The sequence below is a fragment of the Candidatus Nitrotoga arctica genome (genome assembly GCF_918378365.1).
In the GTDB taxonomy this organism is placed as follows: Bacteria; Pseudomonadota; Gammaproteobacteria; order Burkholderiales; family Gallionellaceae; genus Nitrotoga; species Nitrotoga arctica.
Map to the genome: position 1 here is coordinate 307,854 of NZ_OU912926.1, position 17,976 is coordinate 325,829.

Annotated in this window: 19 protein-coding genes and 1 tRNA gene; 16 read left to right on the forward strand and 4 right to left on the reverse strand. The window is 51.1% G+C overall.

Going from position 1 to position 17,976, the window contains the following annotated elements:
• The first annotated feature begins 9 nt into the window (after nucleotides 1-9).
• From MKZ32_RS01390 to MKZ32_RS01440, 11 genes are all read left to right on the forward strand, one after another.
• Nucleotides 10-1,029, forward strand: a complete 1,020-nt coding sequence (locus MKZ32_RS01390; protein WP_239795629.1) for a biotin--[acetyl-CoA-carboxylase] ligase — start codon at nucleotides 10-12, stop codon at nucleotides 1,027-1,029.
• A complete protein-coding gene (locus MKZ32_RS01395; protein WP_239795630.1) occupies nucleotides 1,026-1,754 on the forward strand; it encodes a type III pantothenate kinase in 729 nt (242 codons plus the stop codon). The genes MKZ32_RS01390 and MKZ32_RS01395 overlap by 4 nt, the downstream gene beginning before the upstream one ends.
• 79 nt (nucleotides 1,755-1,833) lie before the next feature.
• Nucleotides 1,834-2,520: a hypothetical protein gene (locus MKZ32_RS01400; RefSeq protein ID WP_239795631.1), complete on the forward strand. Its 687-nt coding sequence runs from the start codon at nucleotides 1,834-1,836 to the stop codon at nucleotides 2,518-2,520.
• A 109-nt stretch (nucleotides 2,521-2,629) separates the two neighbouring features.
• Nucleotides 2,630-2,706: transfer RNA gene (locus MKZ32_RS01405), tRNA-Met, on the forward strand.
• A 176-nt stretch (nucleotides 2,707-2,882) separates the two neighbouring features.
• The gene (locus tag MKZ32_RS01410; protein WP_239795632.1) at nucleotides 2,883-4,097 is read left to right on the forward strand and encodes a tyrosine-type recombinase/integrase; all 1,215 of its coding nucleotides are present in this window, start codon (nucleotides 2,883-2,885) and stop codon (nucleotides 4,095-4,097) included.
• Nucleotides 4,098-4,197: 100 nt separating this feature from the next.
• Complete coding sequence (locus tag MKZ32_RS01415; RefSeq protein ID WP_239795633.1) at nucleotides 4,198-4,875, forward strand: hypothetical protein; 678 nt, start codon at nucleotides 4,198-4,200, stop codon at nucleotides 4,873-4,875.
• 127 nt (nucleotides 4,876-5,002) lie between these two features.
• A complete protein-coding gene (locus MKZ32_RS01420) occupies nucleotides 5,003-5,206 on the forward strand; it encodes a helix-turn-helix transcriptional regulator (RefSeq protein ID WP_239795634.1) in 204 nt (67 codons plus the stop codon).
• A gap of 13 nt (nucleotides 5,207-5,219) precedes the next feature.
• Nucleotides 5,220-5,570, forward strand: a complete 351-nt coding sequence (locus MKZ32_RS01425; RefSeq protein WP_239795635.1) for a helix-turn-helix domain-containing protein — start codon at nucleotides 5,220-5,222, stop codon at nucleotides 5,568-5,570.
• Entirely contained in the window at nucleotides 5,563-6,342 is a 780-nt protein-coding gene (locus MKZ32_RS01430; protein ID WP_239795636.1) for a KilA-N domain-containing protein, read from the forward strand. The genes MKZ32_RS01425 and MKZ32_RS01430 overlap by 8 nt, the downstream gene beginning before the upstream one ends.
• A complete protein-coding gene (locus MKZ32_RS01435; protein ID WP_239795637.1) occupies nucleotides 6,335-6,808 on the forward strand; it encodes a hypothetical protein in 474 nt (157 codons plus the stop codon). The genes MKZ32_RS01430 and MKZ32_RS01435 overlap by 8 nt, the downstream gene beginning before the upstream one ends.
• A 189-nt stretch (nucleotides 6,809-6,997) precedes the next feature.
• Entirely contained in the window at nucleotides 6,998-7,600 is a 603-nt protein-coding gene (locus MKZ32_RS01440) for a hypothetical protein (protein ID WP_239795638.1), read from the forward strand.
• Nucleotides 7,601-7,758: 158 nt separating this feature from the next.
• Here MKZ32_RS01440 and MKZ32_RS01445 read toward each other — a convergent pair whose 3' ends face one another.
• Nucleotides 7,759-8,685, reverse strand: a complete 927-nt coding sequence (locus tag MKZ32_RS01445; RefSeq protein WP_239795639.1) for a right-handed parallel beta-helix repeat-containing protein — start codon at nucleotides 8,683-8,685, stop codon at nucleotides 7,759-7,761.
• Between the two features lie 149 nt (nucleotides 8,686-8,834).
• Complete coding sequence (locus MKZ32_RS01450) at nucleotides 8,835-8,990, reverse strand: hypothetical protein (RefSeq protein WP_239795640.1); 156 nt, start codon at nucleotides 8,988-8,990, stop codon at nucleotides 8,835-8,837.
• A gap of 254 nt (nucleotides 8,991-9,244) precedes the next feature.
• Here MKZ32_RS01450 and MKZ32_RS15355 point away from each other — a divergent pair, with 254 nt between their 5' ends.
• Complete coding sequence (locus MKZ32_RS15355) at nucleotides 9,245-9,370, forward strand: hypothetical protein (RefSeq protein ID WP_275584240.1); 126 nt, start codon at nucleotides 9,245-9,247, stop codon at nucleotides 9,368-9,370.
• Between the two features lie 254 nt (nucleotides 9,371-9,624).
• Here MKZ32_RS15355 and MKZ32_RS01455 read toward each other — a convergent pair whose 3' ends face one another.
• Nucleotides 9,625-11,385 (reverse strand): hypothetical protein, encoded by a 1,761-nt coding sequence (locus tag MKZ32_RS01455; protein WP_239795641.1) that lies wholly within the window; start codon nucleotides 11,383-11,385, stop codon nucleotides 9,625-9,627.
• Between the two features lie 200 nt (nucleotides 11,386-11,585).
• Nucleotides 11,586-11,759 carry a hypothetical protein gene (locus MKZ32_RS01460; protein WP_239795642.1) on the reverse strand — a complete coding sequence of 58 codons (174 nt, stop codon included), beginning with the start codon at nucleotides 11,757-11,759 and terminating at the stop codon, nucleotides 11,586-11,588.
• Nucleotides 11,760-11,885: 126 nt separating this feature from the next.
• On the opposite strand from MKZ32_RS01460, the gene MKZ32_RS01465 reads away from it, so the two are divergent.
• The 4 genes from MKZ32_RS01465 to hsdR are packed head-to-tail and all read left to right on the forward strand — an operon-like array spanning nucleotide 11,886 to nucleotide 17,897.
• Nucleotides 11,886-13,367 (forward strand): class I SAM-dependent DNA methyltransferase, encoded by a 1,482-nt coding sequence (locus tag MKZ32_RS01465; RefSeq protein ID WP_239795643.1) that lies wholly within the window; start codon nucleotides 11,886-11,888, stop codon nucleotides 13,365-13,367.
• Entirely contained in the window at nucleotides 13,364-14,599 is a 1,236-nt protein-coding gene (locus MKZ32_RS01470; RefSeq protein ID WP_239795644.1) for a restriction endonuclease subunit S, read from the forward strand. The genes MKZ32_RS01465 and MKZ32_RS01470 overlap by 4 nt, the downstream gene beginning before the upstream one ends.
• Before the next feature lie 11 nt (nucleotides 14,600-14,610).
• The gene (locus MKZ32_RS01475; protein ID WP_239795645.1) at nucleotides 14,611-15,471 is read left to right on the forward strand and encodes a BRO-N domain-containing protein; all 861 of its coding nucleotides are present in this window, start codon (nucleotides 14,611-14,613) and stop codon (nucleotides 15,469-15,471) included.
• Entirely contained in the window at nucleotides 15,468-17,897 is a 2,430-nt protein-coding gene (gene hsdR, locus MKZ32_RS01480) for an EcoAI/FtnUII family type I restriction enzme subunit R (RefSeq protein WP_239795646.1), read from the forward strand. The genes MKZ32_RS01475 and hsdR overlap by 4 nt, the downstream gene beginning before the upstream one ends.
• Nucleotides 17,898-17,976 lie beyond the last annotated feature (79 nt).

Genomic DNA, 17,976 nt, shown 5'->3' on the forward strand with positions numbered 1-17,976 from the left:
GCTGTCCGCATGGGCGCCCCCCACCCATGCACCACGATGAAACCGCTTACTTTTGCCCTGTTGCGCCAGTTGGTGGACCGGAAATTCCATTCTGGGGAAATGCTGGCGCAGCGTTTGGGCATATCGCGCGCCAGTGTGAGCAATGCCTTGCATGGGGTAGAAGATTATGGCTTGGCTTTATATAGCGTACCCGGTCGTGGCTATTGTCTGAGCAATCCGCCGCAATGGCTGGATGCTGCGCTTATTGTTCACCATCTAGGTGGGCAGGCGGGACAATACCAGATTGAAATTTTTGACAGCCTGCCCTCCAGTAATACTCTGCTGTTACAGCGCGCAGCGCAGGGCGCACCCAGCGGCAACGTGCTGGCAGTGGAACTGCAAAGCGGCGGACGGGGGCGATTGGGGCGGTCATGGCATTCCGGCTTGGGCAACGCGCTCACGTTCTCACTGTTGTGGCGTTTTGAGCTTGATTTATCAGCACTGTCTGGTTTGAGCTTGGCCGTCGGAGTGGCGTTGATCCGTGCGTTGCACGCGCTTGGCATGGTAAACGCACGGCTTAAATGGCCCAATGATGTGCTGGGTAGTAACGACGGTAAACTAGCCGGCATTCTGCTGGAGGCACAGGGTGATATGTTGGGGCCAAGCGCGGTAGTGATTGGCATTGGCCTCAACCTGTCCACGCCTAAACACCTATTGCCGCAGATTGATCAACCGGTGTCGAGCCTGGAAGACATGGTAGCTGGCATGCCGGGAATTAATGTGCCGGAACGCAACTACTTATTCGCGGTAATTTTACGTGAGTTGCAGGCAATACTTTATGAATTTGCCAGTAATGGTTTTGCGGCACTGCGTGCGGAATGGGAAAGTCATCACGCTTTGCACAACCAGACGGTACGGCTATTGTTGCCAGATGGCAGAACTGAAATTGGCATCGCGCGAGGCGTAACCGAGAATGGCGCGCTTATTCTGGAAACGGTGGGCGGAATGCAAGTCTTTAATGCGGGAGAGATTGGTTTGCGTGCATCATGAGAATGTTACTGATTGATGCCGGTAATAGCCGTGTCAAGTGGGCCATGGTAGAAGGTGGCATGGGGTTGCGGCAAAATGTGCTTGAAAATACGCATGCGCCCGCATTGAGCGTGGCATTCTCGGAATTGCCACCGCCGGACAGAATTCTCATATCCAATGTTGCTGGTGAGAATATGGCGCAACTGCTATCGGCAGCCTGTGCCGCTTGGCAGTGTCCCATTGAGTTCATCGTAGCCCGAGTAAGGCAATGTGGCGTGCGTAACTTGTATGAACACCCTGCCCAGCTTGGCAGTGACCGCTGGGCGGCGCTAATCGCAGCCTGGCATCAAGAGCGCGCATCCTGTCTGGTGGTAAATTGCGGCACAGCAACTACGGTGGATGCACTGTCTGCCGAGGGCGAATTTTTGGGTGGGCTAATCCTGCCAGGTGTGGACATGATGCAAAGTAGTTTGGCCGCAGGCGCTGCCCAATTAGTACAGGCCGAGGGTGTCTGGCGCGAATTTCCGCGCAATACTGCCGATGCCACGTTTAGTGGCTCAATCCAGGCGACAATTGGCGCTATCCGTTTGCAGTTCAAGGCATTAGCAGTACGTGGGGACGTGCGCTGCCTGTTAAGCGGTGGCGCAGCGGATAAGGTACAGTTGCATCTCAAGTTGCCGTCGGTGCGGGTGGATAATCTGGTATTGCGTGGCTTGCAAATTATTGCGCAGGAAAATCTATCTTGAACGCGTTAATCTTTTAGCTGCCGGTCTCTCTGGCGAATATATTTTCAGGTTTAAAAATAAAATAAAAAATGAGGTAACGATGAAGTGGCTATTCTGGTTATTGCTGCTGGCAAATTTGATGTTTTTTTCATTTATTCAATGGGGTGAAATATTGACAGTTGAAAATAAAAATTTGAAGCATCAACCGTCGCTGAATGTGGAGAAGATCAAGTTACTGGATGCGCCAAATGTAGCGCCGGCAACTTCGTTGTCTTCTTCTGTTGTATTGGCAACATCGCAGGATCAGCGAGCATTTACTGATGTTTGTCTGGAATGGGGAGAGTTTTCCGGCACCGACAGCGTACGTGCCACGGCAGCGTTAACCACATTGAAACTGACGGATAAATTGACCCAGCGACAGACTGAATATGCGATTGGTTATTGGGTATACCTGCCACCCGCACAAACCCGTGCGGAAATGGATAAAAATATCGCCGAACTCAAGACACATAATGTTAAGGACTATTTTACCGTGCAGGATGCCGGACCATGGAAGAACGCTATTTCGCTGGGCGTATTCAAGACAGACAAGGCAGCGCGTAAAGCTTTTGATAGCTTCCGGGCAAAAGGCGTTAAAACTGCCGTGATGGGAGAGCTCATGAGCAAGTTCAAACTTACGGTGTTTGTGCTGAAATCCCCGGACGTAGCGGCAATTGAGAAAATGGTAACATTGCAACAGAAGTTCGCCGGCAGCGGGGTACATTTGGTGGCTTGTGATCAGCATTAAGACCAATGTGCAAGTACTAGCGCAATTGACAAGCAGCAGTTAAATCTGGAAAATGCCGCGCTCTTCGTGGCAATTTAGGGCGGCTTGACTAAAGCGACGACACGATTCAGGTGATATAGCTCAGATGGTTAGAGCGCAGCACTCATAACGCTGAGGTCGGTGGTTCAACTCCACCTATCACCACCAATAAGTAGTATAAAGCAGTGCAAGCAAGTCCAACAAACCCGCGTCAATCCTAGTGATTCGCGGGTTTTTTGCTTTACCGCGTCCATTCTCGTATATTGCAATCTTGAGCGCACAGGGGGCACAATTATCGTGTTTATGCCCCCAATAAAATTTTATGCCCCCAGCGAGGTGATGACGTGAAGCTATCGGATGCAGCGGCAAGAAAAGCAAAGCCTGAAGCGAAGGCCTACAAAATGGCAGATGGGGGCGGCATGTATCTTGAGGTTATGCCGACGGGATCAAAATACTGGCGGCTCAAATATCGTTTTGGCGGCAAGGAGAAGCGCCTGGCCTTCGGCGTATATCCAGATGTAAGCCTGGCCCAAGCCCGTGAACGTCGCGGTGATGCGCGCAAGTTACTGGCGAATGACATAGACCCCGGCATAGTGAAGCAGGCGCAAAAGGCAACCAAATTAGAGCTGGCGGAAAACAGTTTTGAAGTGATTGCCCGCGAGTGGTTTGTGCGCCATACCCCCAATTGGAAAGAAAATCATTCGAGCAAGATTATCGCGAGACTGGAAAAAGATGTTTTTCCATGGATCGGTGCGCGGCCTATTGCCGAGATTGCCGCACCTGCATTACTGGCAACGATGCGCCGAATAGAAGCCCGTGGCGCACTGGAAACGGCACACCGCGCCCTTGCCTGTTGCGGGCAGATATTTCGCTATGCCGTATCAACTGGACGCGCTGAGCGTGATCCTACAGGCGACCTGCGCGGCTCACTTCCCCCGGTGAAAAGAGATAAGCACTTTGCCGCGATAACCGAACCCAAAAAAGTGGGCGAACTGATGCGCGACATTGATGGCTATCAAGGATCGTACATTGTCAAAAGCGCATTTAAGCTATCCCCCCTGCTATTCGTGCGACCCGGAGAGTTACGCAAGATGGAGTGGAAAGACTTGAACCTGGATGCGGCTGAGTGGTGTTACTTCATCACCAAAACAGAAACACAACACATAGTCCCGCTGGCACGTCAGGCCGTCGAAGTTCTGCGCGAAATCCAACCGCTGACCGGGCGCGGCAAATATGTATTCCACGGCGAACGCGACCACGACAGGCCAATGAGTGACAACGCGATTAGATCGGCACTACGACGCATGGGGTGGGCGAATGACGAAATGACACCCCACGGTTTCAGGGCAATGGCCTCCACTATTCTGGACAATATGGGATATAAGCAAGAATGGTTAGAGCGACAGCTTGCCCATGAAGAGCCGAACAAGGTTAAAGCCGCTTACAAGCGCGATGCGTGGCGCATGTACCTACCTGAACGCACAGCCATGATGCAGGCGTGGGCGGACTATCTGGACAAGCTGAAAGCTGGCGCGGTTGTAATCCCGCTGCGCGCATAATTCGAGTTATCCACGCCTAGCCAGACGGGGCGTATGCATGGAAACCTTTCCATGCTGATCCGGCATCTATCAATGGAAATTTAAAGAAGCGGGTTTAACTATGAGCAATGCAACGATTAAAAATTCCAAAAAATTTGTTAATGGAAATACCCAAGAGTTTATTAATACAGAGTTTATAAAAATCCAAGAATATATTAAGAAAAAGATTGATTCGCAAGCGAGTAGATTCGAGGATGCACTCATTCATTACGGTTATGTAGAAGCGGATATTGTGGAATCGGCTGTAATAACTATAGAAAAAGGGATGACCAAACAGGATTTCAATGATGCTTTTATGAGATGGGTGCATCAGGATGAGTTGAGGGCTTTATTATGTGTATCGCACTCTATGCACAATCGCAGCAAAAAACGATTTCAGAGTCGTGATTTATCAAGTGCGCTGATAAGCTTAGATTGCGCGGACGCATTTTTTGAATTGGCGCGAGTCGAAAAAACTCCAGCTCAACGGGAAGAATTAAAGGAATCTATTTTTCGCGATGCAAGGAAAGAAATGTCTTCCCGTGGCGCAATGGCGAGACTTGCTAACGACCCAAGACAAACTGCAAAAAAATACGTTAAGGATTGCTGGCTGGTATGGCAAGAGGAGCCTGAGCGTTATAAAGGCAAGACAGATTTTGCTACGGAAATGCTTAAACAAGAGCAGTGCAGGAGCCTCAAAAGTCAGGTAAAAATTACGGGCTGGTGCAGGGAGTGGGAAAAGTCACACTCTGCTGGCTGAGTGAGCATTTAGCCAGCAGAGTAAGCACCGAGCCAGCAAGGCTATATATTTTTAACTAAAACTAACGCATACCATACGCATCGTGCCGTCGCTTGGCGGTTAACCCCAAATCTTTGGAGGTAACACGATGCAAACAAAACAAACCCCGCAACCCCCTGCCTATCTGCGGCTTGCCGATATGCGAACTCGCTACCGTGTATCGGGTAGCACGATCTGGAACTGGTGCAAAACGAACGGCCTGCCTAGCCCGCACAAGCTGGGTGCAAATACGACCGTATGGAAACTCGCTGACCTGCTGCAATGGGAAGCAAGCCGCACTTCTGCGAAATAAGGGGGCGGCGATCATGGACAAAATCAACAATGAAAAAGCCGCCGGGGGCGTGGAAACCATAGCGGCGGCTGGTGATGACAAGCCGAGCAATTCTAACACCCGCCAAACACCCCGGAAAGCGCCACAGGATGATTCTTCGCACTCGCAGAGGTTGCGCCTGTTTGAACGTCTGAAAGTCGCGCCTGTGGACACTATAACCGCACGTCGTGAGTTGGATGTGATGCACCCGGCGGCGCGCATTCAGGAGTTGAAGCAGCGCGGCAATCTGATTGATACCGTTCGCGTAGGGCGCTCAAGCGATTGCGGCAAGGTTCACCGTGTCGCGCTATATGTCCTGTTGCCGGGGGAGGGTTGCGATGACTAACATAGTTAAGACTAAATTTGGCGACACTGAATTTGGCTACATTGCCGTGACCTTTACCGACGACGGATGGTTCTACGCGACCGAGGTTGCCGATAAACACAAAAGGCGGGTAACCGACTGGCTATACAACAGTGAAACTCAGCAATATCTCGCTGCGCTTGCTGAAATTCTAAAAGTGCCTAAAGAGCACCTTTTAAAAACGCGGCGCGGACGGTACGGCGGAACATGGATGCATCCCCGGTTGGCGGTTGCTTTTGCCCGATGGCTGGATGTCCGTTTCGGCGTTTGGTGCGACGACCAGATTTTCCAGATATTGTCTGGCCAGCATATTCACTATGACTGGAAGAAGTCTCGCCATGAAACCAGCGCCAGCTTCAAGGTATTGGTGCAAGTATTGCAATTGACGCGCCAGCGGTTGGGCAAGACCTGCGCCCCACACCACTACAGCAATGAAGCGCGGCTGATAAATTGGGCTTTGACTGGCGAGCTTGGGAAGATCGACCGGGACGGACTCAGCTCCGGCGATCTGGATTTACTCGCCAAGCTGGAGAACATGGACACGGTGTTGATTGGCTGTGGCGCAAGTTATGACGACCGGAAGAAAGAGCTTGTGCAATTCGCCAGCGAGCAGCGCAATAGAGCACCCACAAGCGGCCTGCAATCGGTTGTCTTGCCTTTGCGCAGGGTTGCACCTTGCTGTGCCCTCGGCAAGCAATCCATAGAGCCTGCATCGATTCCTGATGCAACTGACGGACAGTTAACCGATGGCTAAAAGCCGATACAAAAACGCGAAAGATAAGCGCGATGGTGAAAGCCATATCGGTGTACCTCATTGCGTGTTGAATGGTGCGGCGTACCTTGGCTTGAATGCTTATGCGCGCATGTTGCTGTGGGACTTGGCCGCTCAGTATCGCGGCGACAACAACGGCGATATGTGCGCGGCATGGAAGCTGATGCAGCCACGCGGCTGGAAGTCAGAAGAAACACTGGGCAAGGCCAAGCGACATTTATTGGAAGTTGGCTTGATCGTGGAAACACGGAAAGGCGCGCGACCAAACAAATGCAGCCTGTTCGCTTTGACGTGGTATGCGCTGGATGTCTGCAAAGGAAAGCTGGATATTTCCCCACAATCTTTTCCGCGAGGCGCATACAAACTAAAAGACCGGCAGCCCATGATGGTTTTATGTGTCAAAGAAATTACATCGCTTACTACGGCAGGCGTAGTAGAGCACTCATGATAGCTACGGCAGGCGTAGTAAGGAAATCAGAAAAGCATCTCTACTACTACGGTAGGCGTAGCTATGCGGTCTGTTTTTACAGTCTCTCTACTACGGTAGGCGTAGTGCTCTATAGAATTACCATCTATCCCCGGCTTCTTATAGGGCCTGGGGTTAGCAGTGACGACCCAAACTCAGAGAGATTGAAAAATGACAATTAAAAAAACCATTGTAAAAGCGAAAGTCCCTGTTAAGACCGACAAAGCGATAACCGAACAAATTGCAAAGGTTGCATTGATGCCTTGCACTAATGCGGCGGCGGTTGTTGCAGAATATTCAAAAGTCTTTGGTGAGCAAGATGTGCAAGCACTGATGGAACAGCTACGCCCGCATATGATCAGTGTTAATAATGGTGATTTAGATCACTGTGAGGCTATGCTGGTAGGACAGGCGCACGCACTGCAATCCATCTTCATGAACCTTTCACGGCGGGCAGTTAGTCAGGAATATTTGAAACAGTACGAAATGTATTTACGCCTGGCACTAAAAGCACAGAATCAAAGCCGCATGACGCTGGAGACCCTGGCCAAGATCAAGAACCCCCCTGTGGTGTTTGCCAAACAAGCCAACATCAATCAAGGCAGCGGCAACCAGCAAGTGAACAACGGCACACCCGCCCCCGCTCCGCACACGGAGAAAACCATAAATCAGCAAAACGAACTATTAGAGGTGAACAATGGCAGCGAGACAGTGGACAGCAGAGCAACGGGCACAGCAATCAGCAAAGATAAGGCAATGGCAACCGTGGGCTAAATCCACTGGCCCAAGCACACCAGAGGGTAGGGCAGTATCATCGCGTAATGCTTATAAGGGTGGTGAGCGCACCCTGCTTCAAAAAATGTCGAGACTACTTCGTGAGCAGAGCGATGCGCTAAAAGTGGTTAGATGCTGAGAAATGGCTGTGCCTGAATTTACTCCTGAGAAATAATTGATGTAGGCGACCCTTCAGCGGCATTACCCGAAATTTTGTTATTGCCAAATGAAATTATTTGCCCACTACTAATGGGAGCAAGGCCCTGGGCGTTATTGAAAACATTTACATTCGAAATGTATACCTTTGCAGCTCCTCCATTTGACGTTATTCCCGTTGCACCGTTGCTGGCAGAAGAATTTTCAATAGACATTTCGGTTGCGGCGCTAGCTGAAAATGCCACAAAACCATTGCCAGGATTAGAGTTTGCTGCGACGGTATTTCTAACAGCTGCCTTGGTTCTATCTTCTATACGCAGGCCAAATTGGTTACTGTCCATAGTTACATTATTAAGAGAAACTGTTATAAAAGCGCCAGCTGCTGGTTTTATTAACATTGCACCACCATTGGGCACATTAGCAGCATTTCGTATAACTGTATCTCTTACAAAAAGCGCACTAGTGGGAGTCGAAGTTTGCGCGTCAATCCCTTTTTGAACTACATTTTCAATAACGCAGTTTTCAACATGCAGCGCTTTCCCAGCAAGAAAACGAATTCCGTTTAAACCTGTATTTGCGCCATTGATGTAAATACCACGGATTGTCACAACGTCTGATGGCCCGGCATTGACGATGACTCCATTAGTTAGAGAGGACAAAATGCTTGCCATCAGTCCGCCTCCGTCAATTGTGATTGCTTTGGTAATTGTGACTGTGCCAAAACCTCCAGGATCGAGAACACTAATTTCGCCTTGCGCAGCCGTCTTTGAAATAGCTCCGGCGAATGTTTTGCAGGGTGCAGTCCGACTGCATGGGTTAACATCGTCACCAACGCCTGATACCCATGTTCGCGTCGCTTGCGCTGCAGCCAGTGGGGATGTCGCTATCATTATGAACATGACCGCATATTGAAATGAAAACTTGAACATCTATGTCCCCTCCTTTAATGAATATTACAAATTAAAACTTCTTCCACAGTGCCAGATATTTACGTGTAGGCGCAAATTCTTTTGTGCTTGCCATTAGATATATCGGATCTTTTAGCGAGAAGTTTAATTTTTTTAAGTATTGGCTGCACTTAATCAGCAAGTAAACAATAGCGTTCCTGCCACGGCTTCGCACGCAGGGAAAACAATAAATCAGCAAAACGAACTAAAGAGGTGAACAATGGCAGCGAGAGAGTGGACAGCAGAGCAACGAGCGCAATCGGCAAAGATAAGGCAATGGCAACCATGGGCTAACTCAACGGGCGCACGGACTGCGAAGGGAAAGACGGCATCGTCACTCAACGCGTACAAGGGCGGACATAGGGCAGTACTGCGGGCAATGGCTGCGGTTATTGCGTGAGCAGCGGGAAGGATTGAAGCGGCTTTGAACGACGTGCCGTGGGCTGAATGAGGGGCGGGTAATATCTCTAGGACATTGCGAGAACCTAGACCGCTTGCCTTCCCACGCAGAAATTATTTTTCTCTATAAAAATAAATTCAAATGGTCTCAACAGGAAAGCTATCTGGTATGCACATGGCGGAGAAGATGGGCACGCCTAAGCGGATGCTTGAGAAACTCGGTGATAAGTTTAGCCGCTTGCTGGCGGATGGCGCGCAAGCGCACTAGGTAATCACTGATACAAGATCATACTAAGGGTATAGCAAGAAACCTTAGCCGTCGTTATTAGGTCTGTTCATAATGAAGTTCACTCCTGCATTTTTTCTCAAGTTTACAGTAAAAAATATCTCTCGTGCCATATATTGTGAACGTCGTCCATTACGCAAGAGTGATTTTTTTATCTGGAATTGCCAATTGACTTTAACACAGCCTACATGGCCAGATATAACTCCATCTGTGCGTTGCAGCACCAATGGATAATTCTAGTTAATACTGTTCGATTGCTCAGTCGTACATGTTTTAAATGCCAGCCTCACAATATCCATTACGACCGAAACATCCAAAAGTGAAATTTCTGCAAGGCCTTTCTCCCAAATATCCAGGATTCTTTTAGCAACTGCTAGTGCATCTGATTTTCTCTTTAAGAAGATGTAAGCCCTAAGGCAGGTATCTAATTTTTCTAAGTCATTGGATTGTGTCGGGATATTAATCTTCTCAAGAAATTTTAAACTTTCTTCCATTTGTTTAACGAATTGGGGTGGGGGGGGCGACTCTAACTCAAGGTAGTCAACAGCATAATAAAGTAAATTATTATGGACAGTTCCGTCTAACGGCAATTTTTCAAGCAAGTGCTTGGTTTCATCAAAAGCCTGAACCAGTAAATTCGCACGTTTTGAATTGTCATCCGTTACTTTTTCCGAGTTTATCCATAGTTGAAACCCAAGCAATTTTGGTAGCAAGTGTTCTATATGTTCCCGGTCATCATGAGGTAGTTTATCAGTGACGTTCGTACCGAACAGTTTGTCTATCTGGATTAGCTTTTCTTTTGCTTCTCTAAATTTTGCAATTGCCATATCTGAGTTGCCCAACTTCCCAAGTGCTTGTGCATAACGAAACGTGACTAAAGGATAATCACCATATTCATCTTCTAAATTTGCATAAATCTTGGCTGCAAGTTCTATTCCGCTTCGTTCGCTTGTAGAGAGCAAACACAGACCTTCGTTCATGCGGGTATAGTACAAGAACAGCTTAACAGCTTCGCTAAGCAATTCATTTTCAGTCGAAATGGCATCCCCCAATGTTTTAAAAAAATCGGCTGCTTTAATAAGTCCTTCTTTTCCCTTTTGAGGTTCTGATTCCATTAGCATGGAGGCATCTTCTCTTTGCCGCCTGCCCTCGCCATAAGCATTTATGTACTCTTTAGGAACAGCCAGTACATCGAATCTTTCTAGTATCTCCTTATCCGAGCCAACGGAAATTACTTTCCCCTCAATTACTGACTTCCTATCTTGAGGTACGGCCTCAGTGAAAATAACATCCGCATACTCAGCGCAAGCATCTGAGAATTTTTTTAGTACCTTTAAATGCTCTTGTACCATGCTTGCATTCCCTACAGGTTTGCCAGCTTCTTTCCCAGTACGAATTACATAGCCAAATTTATGGTCAACCTCACCCCATGCATCTTCAAATACAGTCCTGATTTGAATCTCAACTGGAATATGAATGTTGCAATGATGCTTCATATTGGATTGCTTATTTACTCTAGCCACAATGTGAACACTGGAGTAGCTGGCATGGGTGCCATCCAAAATAAACTCCGTATTACTTTCAGTAAGAGTCGAAGAGATCTGGTGTGCGATAGCATCGTGGGCTGGATTTGCTGAATAGATAATTAACTCTTCTATCGAGTTTTTTAGAAATGGATTGGGGTGGAGATTAATCTCATGGTTAATCAGGGAAATTACGCTGCTAACAACATCAGGCATTTCCTTCCGAAACAAAGTAACAAGCCTTAATCCAATTACGTCCTTTATGTCGGTCAACACATAGCCTGATTTGGTCTTCTGCTTCCTCTTTAGCTTTTCATACAGTTTACCTTCTGGCTTAACTCTAGATTTAAATGCGTAGCAGCTGGGGCTGATTTTTGAAAGAGCAATTGCTGCAATCAAGTCACCCACAATTGAATTGGCGTCAGTTTCAAGCTTCAATGCATCATATAAGATGTTATTTTCTGCCGCGTTCATACTGACAAGCCCCCACGTGGTATTTTAAGAATAAATTGCTTTTTAGCGTCTACTATACAAGAATGTTCTGCCACGACAGGAAAATGTTCTTGCAAACACTGGTGCAAGGATTGGCTGTCAGAACTGATAGGTTTTTGATGATCTAGCCAAACCCAAGCCCGCCACATCTGGGGGCATAATTGGGGGCATCTATAAAAGTACTAACATGCAGACTGACCAATAGCGCGGTTTCTAGCCAATGATTCAATTGCACCTATCCCACCAATAAATTGTTTTAAGTAGTCCAATTTTAAGTAGTCCAAAGAAATACATAAACCCGCGTTCTCCTTGTGAGTGAGCGGGTTTTTTGTTTCATACACGTTTTCAACGTCCATTCATATCCAAGGTTTTTCTGTTATGGCATAGTGATTCAAGCTTTTTGTCCAGCAACATCGATACCGGTTATATTAGCGCCTTCGGCCTCATACAGCCCATCACCCCGGAATTGCGACCGCCCCCCCATGTTCGAACAAGCTTTTAAAAACATCGACGACGTCCTTTGGAAAGAGGCTGGTTGTGCCAGTGAACTGGACTACACCGAGCAGACCTCTTGGCTGCTGTTCCTGAAATTCCTGGACAGTCTGGAGCAGGACAAGGCAATGGAGGCCGGGCTGGAGGGCAAGGAATACACCTTCATCCTCGACGCGCCCTACCGCTGGGAAAGCTGGGCCGCACCCAAAGGGACTGACGGCAAGCTTGACCACAACAAGGCGCTGACCGGCGACGACCTGCGCGATTTCGTCGACCGCAAGCTCTTTCCCTACCTGCACGGTTTCAAGCAGAAGGCCAGCGGGCCGAATACCCTCGAATACAAGATCGGTGAAATTTTCGGCGAGATCAAGAACAAGATCCACAGCGGCTACAATCTACGCGAGATTATCGACCACATCGACGAACTGCGCTTCCGCTCGCAAACCGAAAAGCACGAGCTGTCGCACCTGTACGAAGCCAAGATCAAGAACATGGGCAACGCCGGGCGCAACGGCGGCGAGTACTACACCCCGCGGCCGCTGATTCGCGCCATGGTGCAAGTGGTGCAGCCAAAAATCGGCGAGCGCATCTATGACGGCGCCTGTGGCTCGGCGGGCTTCCTGTGCGAGGCGTTCGATTACCTCAAGGCCAAGCCCGGCCTTACCACCAGCAACATCAAGACGCTGCAAGAGCGCACCTTCTACGGCAAAGAAAAGAAGTCGCTGGCCTACGTCATCGCGATCATGAACATGATCCTGCACGGTATCAAGGCGCCCAACATCGCTCACATCAATACCCTGGCCGAGAACCTTGCCGACATTCAGGACAAGGATCGCATGGACGTGATCCTGGCCAATCCGCCCTTCGGCGGCAAGGAGCGTAAGGAGGTCCAGCAGAACTTCCCCATCCGCACCGGCGAAACGGCTTTTCTCTTCCTTCAGCACTTCATCAAAATGCTCAAGGCCGGCGGCCGTGCCGCTGTGGTGATCAAGAACACCTTCCTGTCCAACACCGACAATGCTTCGGTGAGCTTGCGCAAACTGCTGCTGGAAAGTTGCAACCTGCACACCATCCTTGATTGCCCCGGCGGCACCTTTCAGGGCGCGGGCGTCAAAACCGTGGTGCTGTTCTTCGAGAAGGGCGCGCCGACCCTTTGGCATGGCTCAGGGCAGGCACGCAAAATTTGGTACTACCAGCTCGATCCGGGGCGCAATATGGGCAAGACCAACCCGCTCAACGACGCCGACCTTGCCGAATTTATTGAGCTGCAAAAGACCTTCGCCGACTCGCCCAAAAGCTGGTCTGTTGATATCCATGCCCTGAGCGCAGTCGAAGGGTACGATCTGTCGGTGAAGAACCCCAACGGCGGCGAGGAAATCACCCACCGCAGCCCGCAGAAGATCATGGACGAAATCGCCGCACTGGATGCCGAGAGCGCAGAGGTACTGGCGGCCATCAGGTTGCTGCTATGAAAGCGGGGTGGCCAGTAAAAAAATTGGGCGAAGTCTGCCAGATCAAGCCACCAAAAAGCGAAGCCCGCAGCCTTCTCGCCGCCGATGGGCTGGTCTCGTTTCTGCCGATGGAGAAAATGGGCATCGGCGAGAAGTTTGTGCGGGCAACTCATGTAAAACCACTCTCCGCAGTCGTGGGAAGTTACACATACTTCGCGGACGGTGATGTCCTCCTCGCGAAAATCACGCCCTGCTTTGAAAACGGAAAGCTCGGGATTGCAGAAGGACTGATCAATGGAATCGGCTTCGGATCTAGCGAATACATCGTGTTCCGCCCTGAGAAGATGCTTGGCAAAGAATGGCTTTACTACTACCTTTCTCGAGAAACTTTCCGAGTCGAAGGCGCGGCGCGGATGTCGGGCGCTGTCGGGCACAAGCGTGTAGCTAAGGAGTTCATTGAAAGCTACCCAATTCCCGTCCCCCCGCTCTCCGAACAACAGCGCATCGTCAGCATTCTCGACGAAGCGTTTGACGGCATCGCCGCCGTCAAAGCCAATGCCGAAAAGAACCTCCAAAACGCCCGCGCCCTGTTCGAATGCCACCTGCAATCCGTCTTCACTCAGCACGGCGAGGGATGGATGAAAGAGCTTATTGGTTCTGTATGCGATGTTCAACATGGCTTCGCTTTCGATGGCGTGGACTTCTCTAACGATGTTCCTGCAGGAAATCCATTAGTCATCACTCCAGGAAATTTCACGGAAGACGGAAGACTGCTTTTTAACGAGAAGAACACGAAGCGCTTCAGCGGTGCGCCGCTAGACAGATATCGCTTTGGAATTGGCGACTTGGTGGTGGTGATGACCGACTTGTCATCGAAGATGAAAATTCTCGGCAAACCAGCTTTTGTCGAAACGAACGATGTGTTGCACAACCAGCGAATTGGCAGAGTCGTTTTCTTGAATGACCGCATCGAAAAACGTTTTTTGTATTACTTCATGATGAGCGAACAGTTTCTAAAGAGCATCAAGATGTCGGCAACGGAGACTATGGTGAAACACACTGCCCCTAAAAGAATCTTGAATAACTTGATACCTTTTCCTCGCGACCGAAAAGCGCAGCAAGCTATCGTTGCTCAATTTGATTTCCTTCGCGAAGAAACCCAGCGCCTCGAATCCATTTACCAGCGCAAGCTCGCCGCGCTGGACGCTTTGAAAAAATCCCTGTTGCACCAGGCCTTCAGTGGTCATTTATAAGGAGCCGAACCATGCCGATTCAGCCTGCCCTATTTGAGACACACGAAATCCGCCGCGTGTACGACGAAACCAGCGAAACCTGGTGGTTCTCGGTGGTCGACATCATTCAGGTGCTGACCCAGCAGCCCGACTACCAGACGGCGCGCAAATATTGGAACAAGCTCAAAGAGCGGCTGGGCAAGGAGGGCAGTGAGTCGGTGACAAATTGTCACCGACTCAAATTGCCTGCCGCCGATGGCAAGAATTACCTCACCGATGTGGCCACCGCCGAAACCCTGCTGCGCCTTGTACAGTCCGTGCCCAGCCCGAAGGCGGAGCCAATCAAACTGTGGCTGGCCAAGGTCGGTTACGAGCGTATGCAGGAAATGGCCGATCCGGCGTTGTCGCTGGATCGCGCCCGCGAGACCTGGCAGAAACACGGGCGCAGCGAGAAATGGATACAGCAGCGCATGACCGGGCAGGAGACGCGCAACAAGCTGACCGATTATTGGACAAACCACGACATCAAAAAGGGCGAGGAATTCGCCATTCTCACCAATATCATTCATCAGGAATGGTCGGGCGTAAGCGTGAAGGCGCACAAGACGATGAAGGGTTTGCAGAGTCACAATCTGCGCGACCACATGAGTGAGGCGGAGCTGATATTCACCGCGCTGGCGGAGTTGTCTACGCGGCAGATTGCCGAGACGGATGAGGCGACCGGAATGGCCGAAAACAAGGTGGCCGCCACGAAGGGCGGGGCAATTGCCAAGCAGGCACGCCAGGCGCTGGAAGCCAAGACCAACAGACCGATGGTGTCCGCCGACAATTTTCTGCCGCCCGGCAAGACATTGCGTCCCAAGGCTGTAAAGAAGGACGGGGAGAAGAAATGAACGAAGCTGAAACCCGCGCCGAACACATCGACCCTGCCCTTGCGGCGGCGGGCTGGGGCGTGGTCGAAGGCAGCCGCATCCGCCGCGAGTATTCGATCACGCTCGGCCGCATCGAGGGCCACGGCAAGCGCGGCAAAGGGCTCACCGCCGATTATGTGCTGGAGTATCGCAACACCAAGCTGGGCGTGGTCGAGGCCAAGGCGTGGGACAAACTGCTGACGGCGGGCGTGGGACAGGCCAAGGATTACGCGGGCAAGCTGGCTGTTCGCTTCACCTATTCCACCAACGGACAGAGTATCTACGGCATCGACATGCACACCGGCATCGAAGGTGAGTTGCCGCACTATCCCTCGCCGGAGGAATTGTGGAACCGCACCTTTTCCGCTCATAACGCATGGCGCGACCGCTTCGCGGCCGTGCCGTTCGAGGATCGGGGCGGCTACTTTCAGGGGCGCTACTATCAGGACATTGCCGTCGAGCGGGTGCTCGAGGCCATCGCCGACCAGAAGCAGCGCATTCTGCTGACGCTGGCGACCGGCACGGGCAAGACCTTTATCGCCTTCCAGCTTGCATGGAAGCTGTTCCACAGCCGCTGGAACCTGAACGACCGGAAGACGGAGAACGAACCGACGCGGCGGCCGCGCATCCTGTTCCTGGCCGACCGCAACATTTTGGCCAATCAGGCGTTCAACTCCTTTTCGGCCTTCGAGGATTCCAACCCCGGCTCCCTAGTACGAATCGCCCCGGAGGACATCCGCAAGAAGGGCAAGGTACCGAAGAACGGCAGCATTTTCTTCACCATCTTCCAGACCTTCATGGCTTCGGCAGGCTCAGCCACCGGGCCTTCGGCGATCCCCGAGCCTGTCGAGGGGTATTTCGGCGAGTACCCGCCGGATTTTTTTGACTTTATCGTCATCGACGAGTGCCACCGGGGCGGGGCGAATGACGAAAGCAACTGGCGCAGCATCCTCGACTACTTCGCCCCCGCCGTGCAGCTTGGCCTGACTGCCACGCCCAAGCGCCGCGACAACGTGGATACCTATGCTTACTTCGGCGAGCCGGTGTTCGTCTACTCGCTCAAGGACGGCATCAACGACGGTTTTCTGACGCCGTTCCGGGTGAAGCAAATTTCCACAACGCTCGATGAGTACGTCTATACGTCCGATGACACGCTGGTTGAGGGCGAGATCGAGGCGGGCAAGCGCTACGAGGAAGCCGACTTCAACAAGATTATCGAGATCAGGGAGCGGGAGAAAAAGCGGGTCGAAATTTTCATGTCGCAGATCGACCAGCGGGAAAAAACGCTGGTTTTCTGTGCGAACCAAGCGCACGCGCTGGTAATACGGGATTTGATCAACCAGGCGAAGAGCAGCACTGACCCGAATTACTGCCAGCGAGTGACGGCCGATGATGGTGTGTTAGGCGAACAAAACCTGCGGGATTTTCAGGATAACGAGAAGACTATTCCCACTATCCTGACCACTTCGCAGAAGCTCTCAACCGGCGTGGACGCCCGCAACGTACGCAACATTGTGCTGCTGCGGTCTATCAATTCGATGATCGAGTTCAAGCAGATCATCGGCCGCGGCACGCGACTCTATGACGGCAAGGATTACTTCACGATCTATGATTTCGTGAGGGCGCACCATCATTTCAATGACCCGGAATGGGATGGGGAGCCGCTTGAGCCAGAGACCTGCCAAGTGTGCAATCACGCTCCCTGTGTATGTATCAACGAACCCCTGCCACCTTGCTATGTCTGTGGTAAACAACCTTGCAAATGCGAGAAGGCACTGTGCCGAATTTGCGGTCAGCGCCCCTGTGTTTGCACTAAAAAGGTCAAGGCCAAGATCAAACTCGCCGACGGCAAGACGCGCACTATTCAGCACATGATGGTGACCAGCTTCTGGCATCCGGACGGCACGCCGATGTCAGCACAGCAGTTCATGGAAGCGCTGTTCGGCAAGCTGCCCGAATTCTTCAAGGACGAAGAAGAGCTGCGCGCCTTGTGGAGCGCGCCGGATACGCGCAGAAAGCTGCTGGAGGGGCTCGCCGAAAAAGGCTTCGGCAAGGATCACCTGGCCGAAATGCAGAGGATCATCGACGCGGAGAAGAGCGATCTGTTTGATGTGCTGGCCCATGTTGCCTATGCCTTGGCCCCGCTCACCCGCGAAGAACGCGCTGCCCAGGCAATGGCATTCATCAGCACCCACTTCAATAGCAAACAACAGGTCTTTCTCGACTTCGTGCTGTCGCACTACGTCAGCGTCGGCGTGGAGGAGCTCGACTCGGCAAAGCTGAAGCCGCTACTGTGTCTGAAGTATCACGATTCGATTGCGGATGCCGTGGCTGATCTTGGCAAGCCGGAGGAGATCGGCAAGGTGTTCAGCGGCTTCCAGAAGTTCCTTTACCAGGAAAAGGTTTGAGGGCACCTTGAAAGCTCCCTCTCCCACCGGGAGAGGGTTGGGGTGAGGGAAGCAGGCATGGCGGGCTTAATCATTGGGG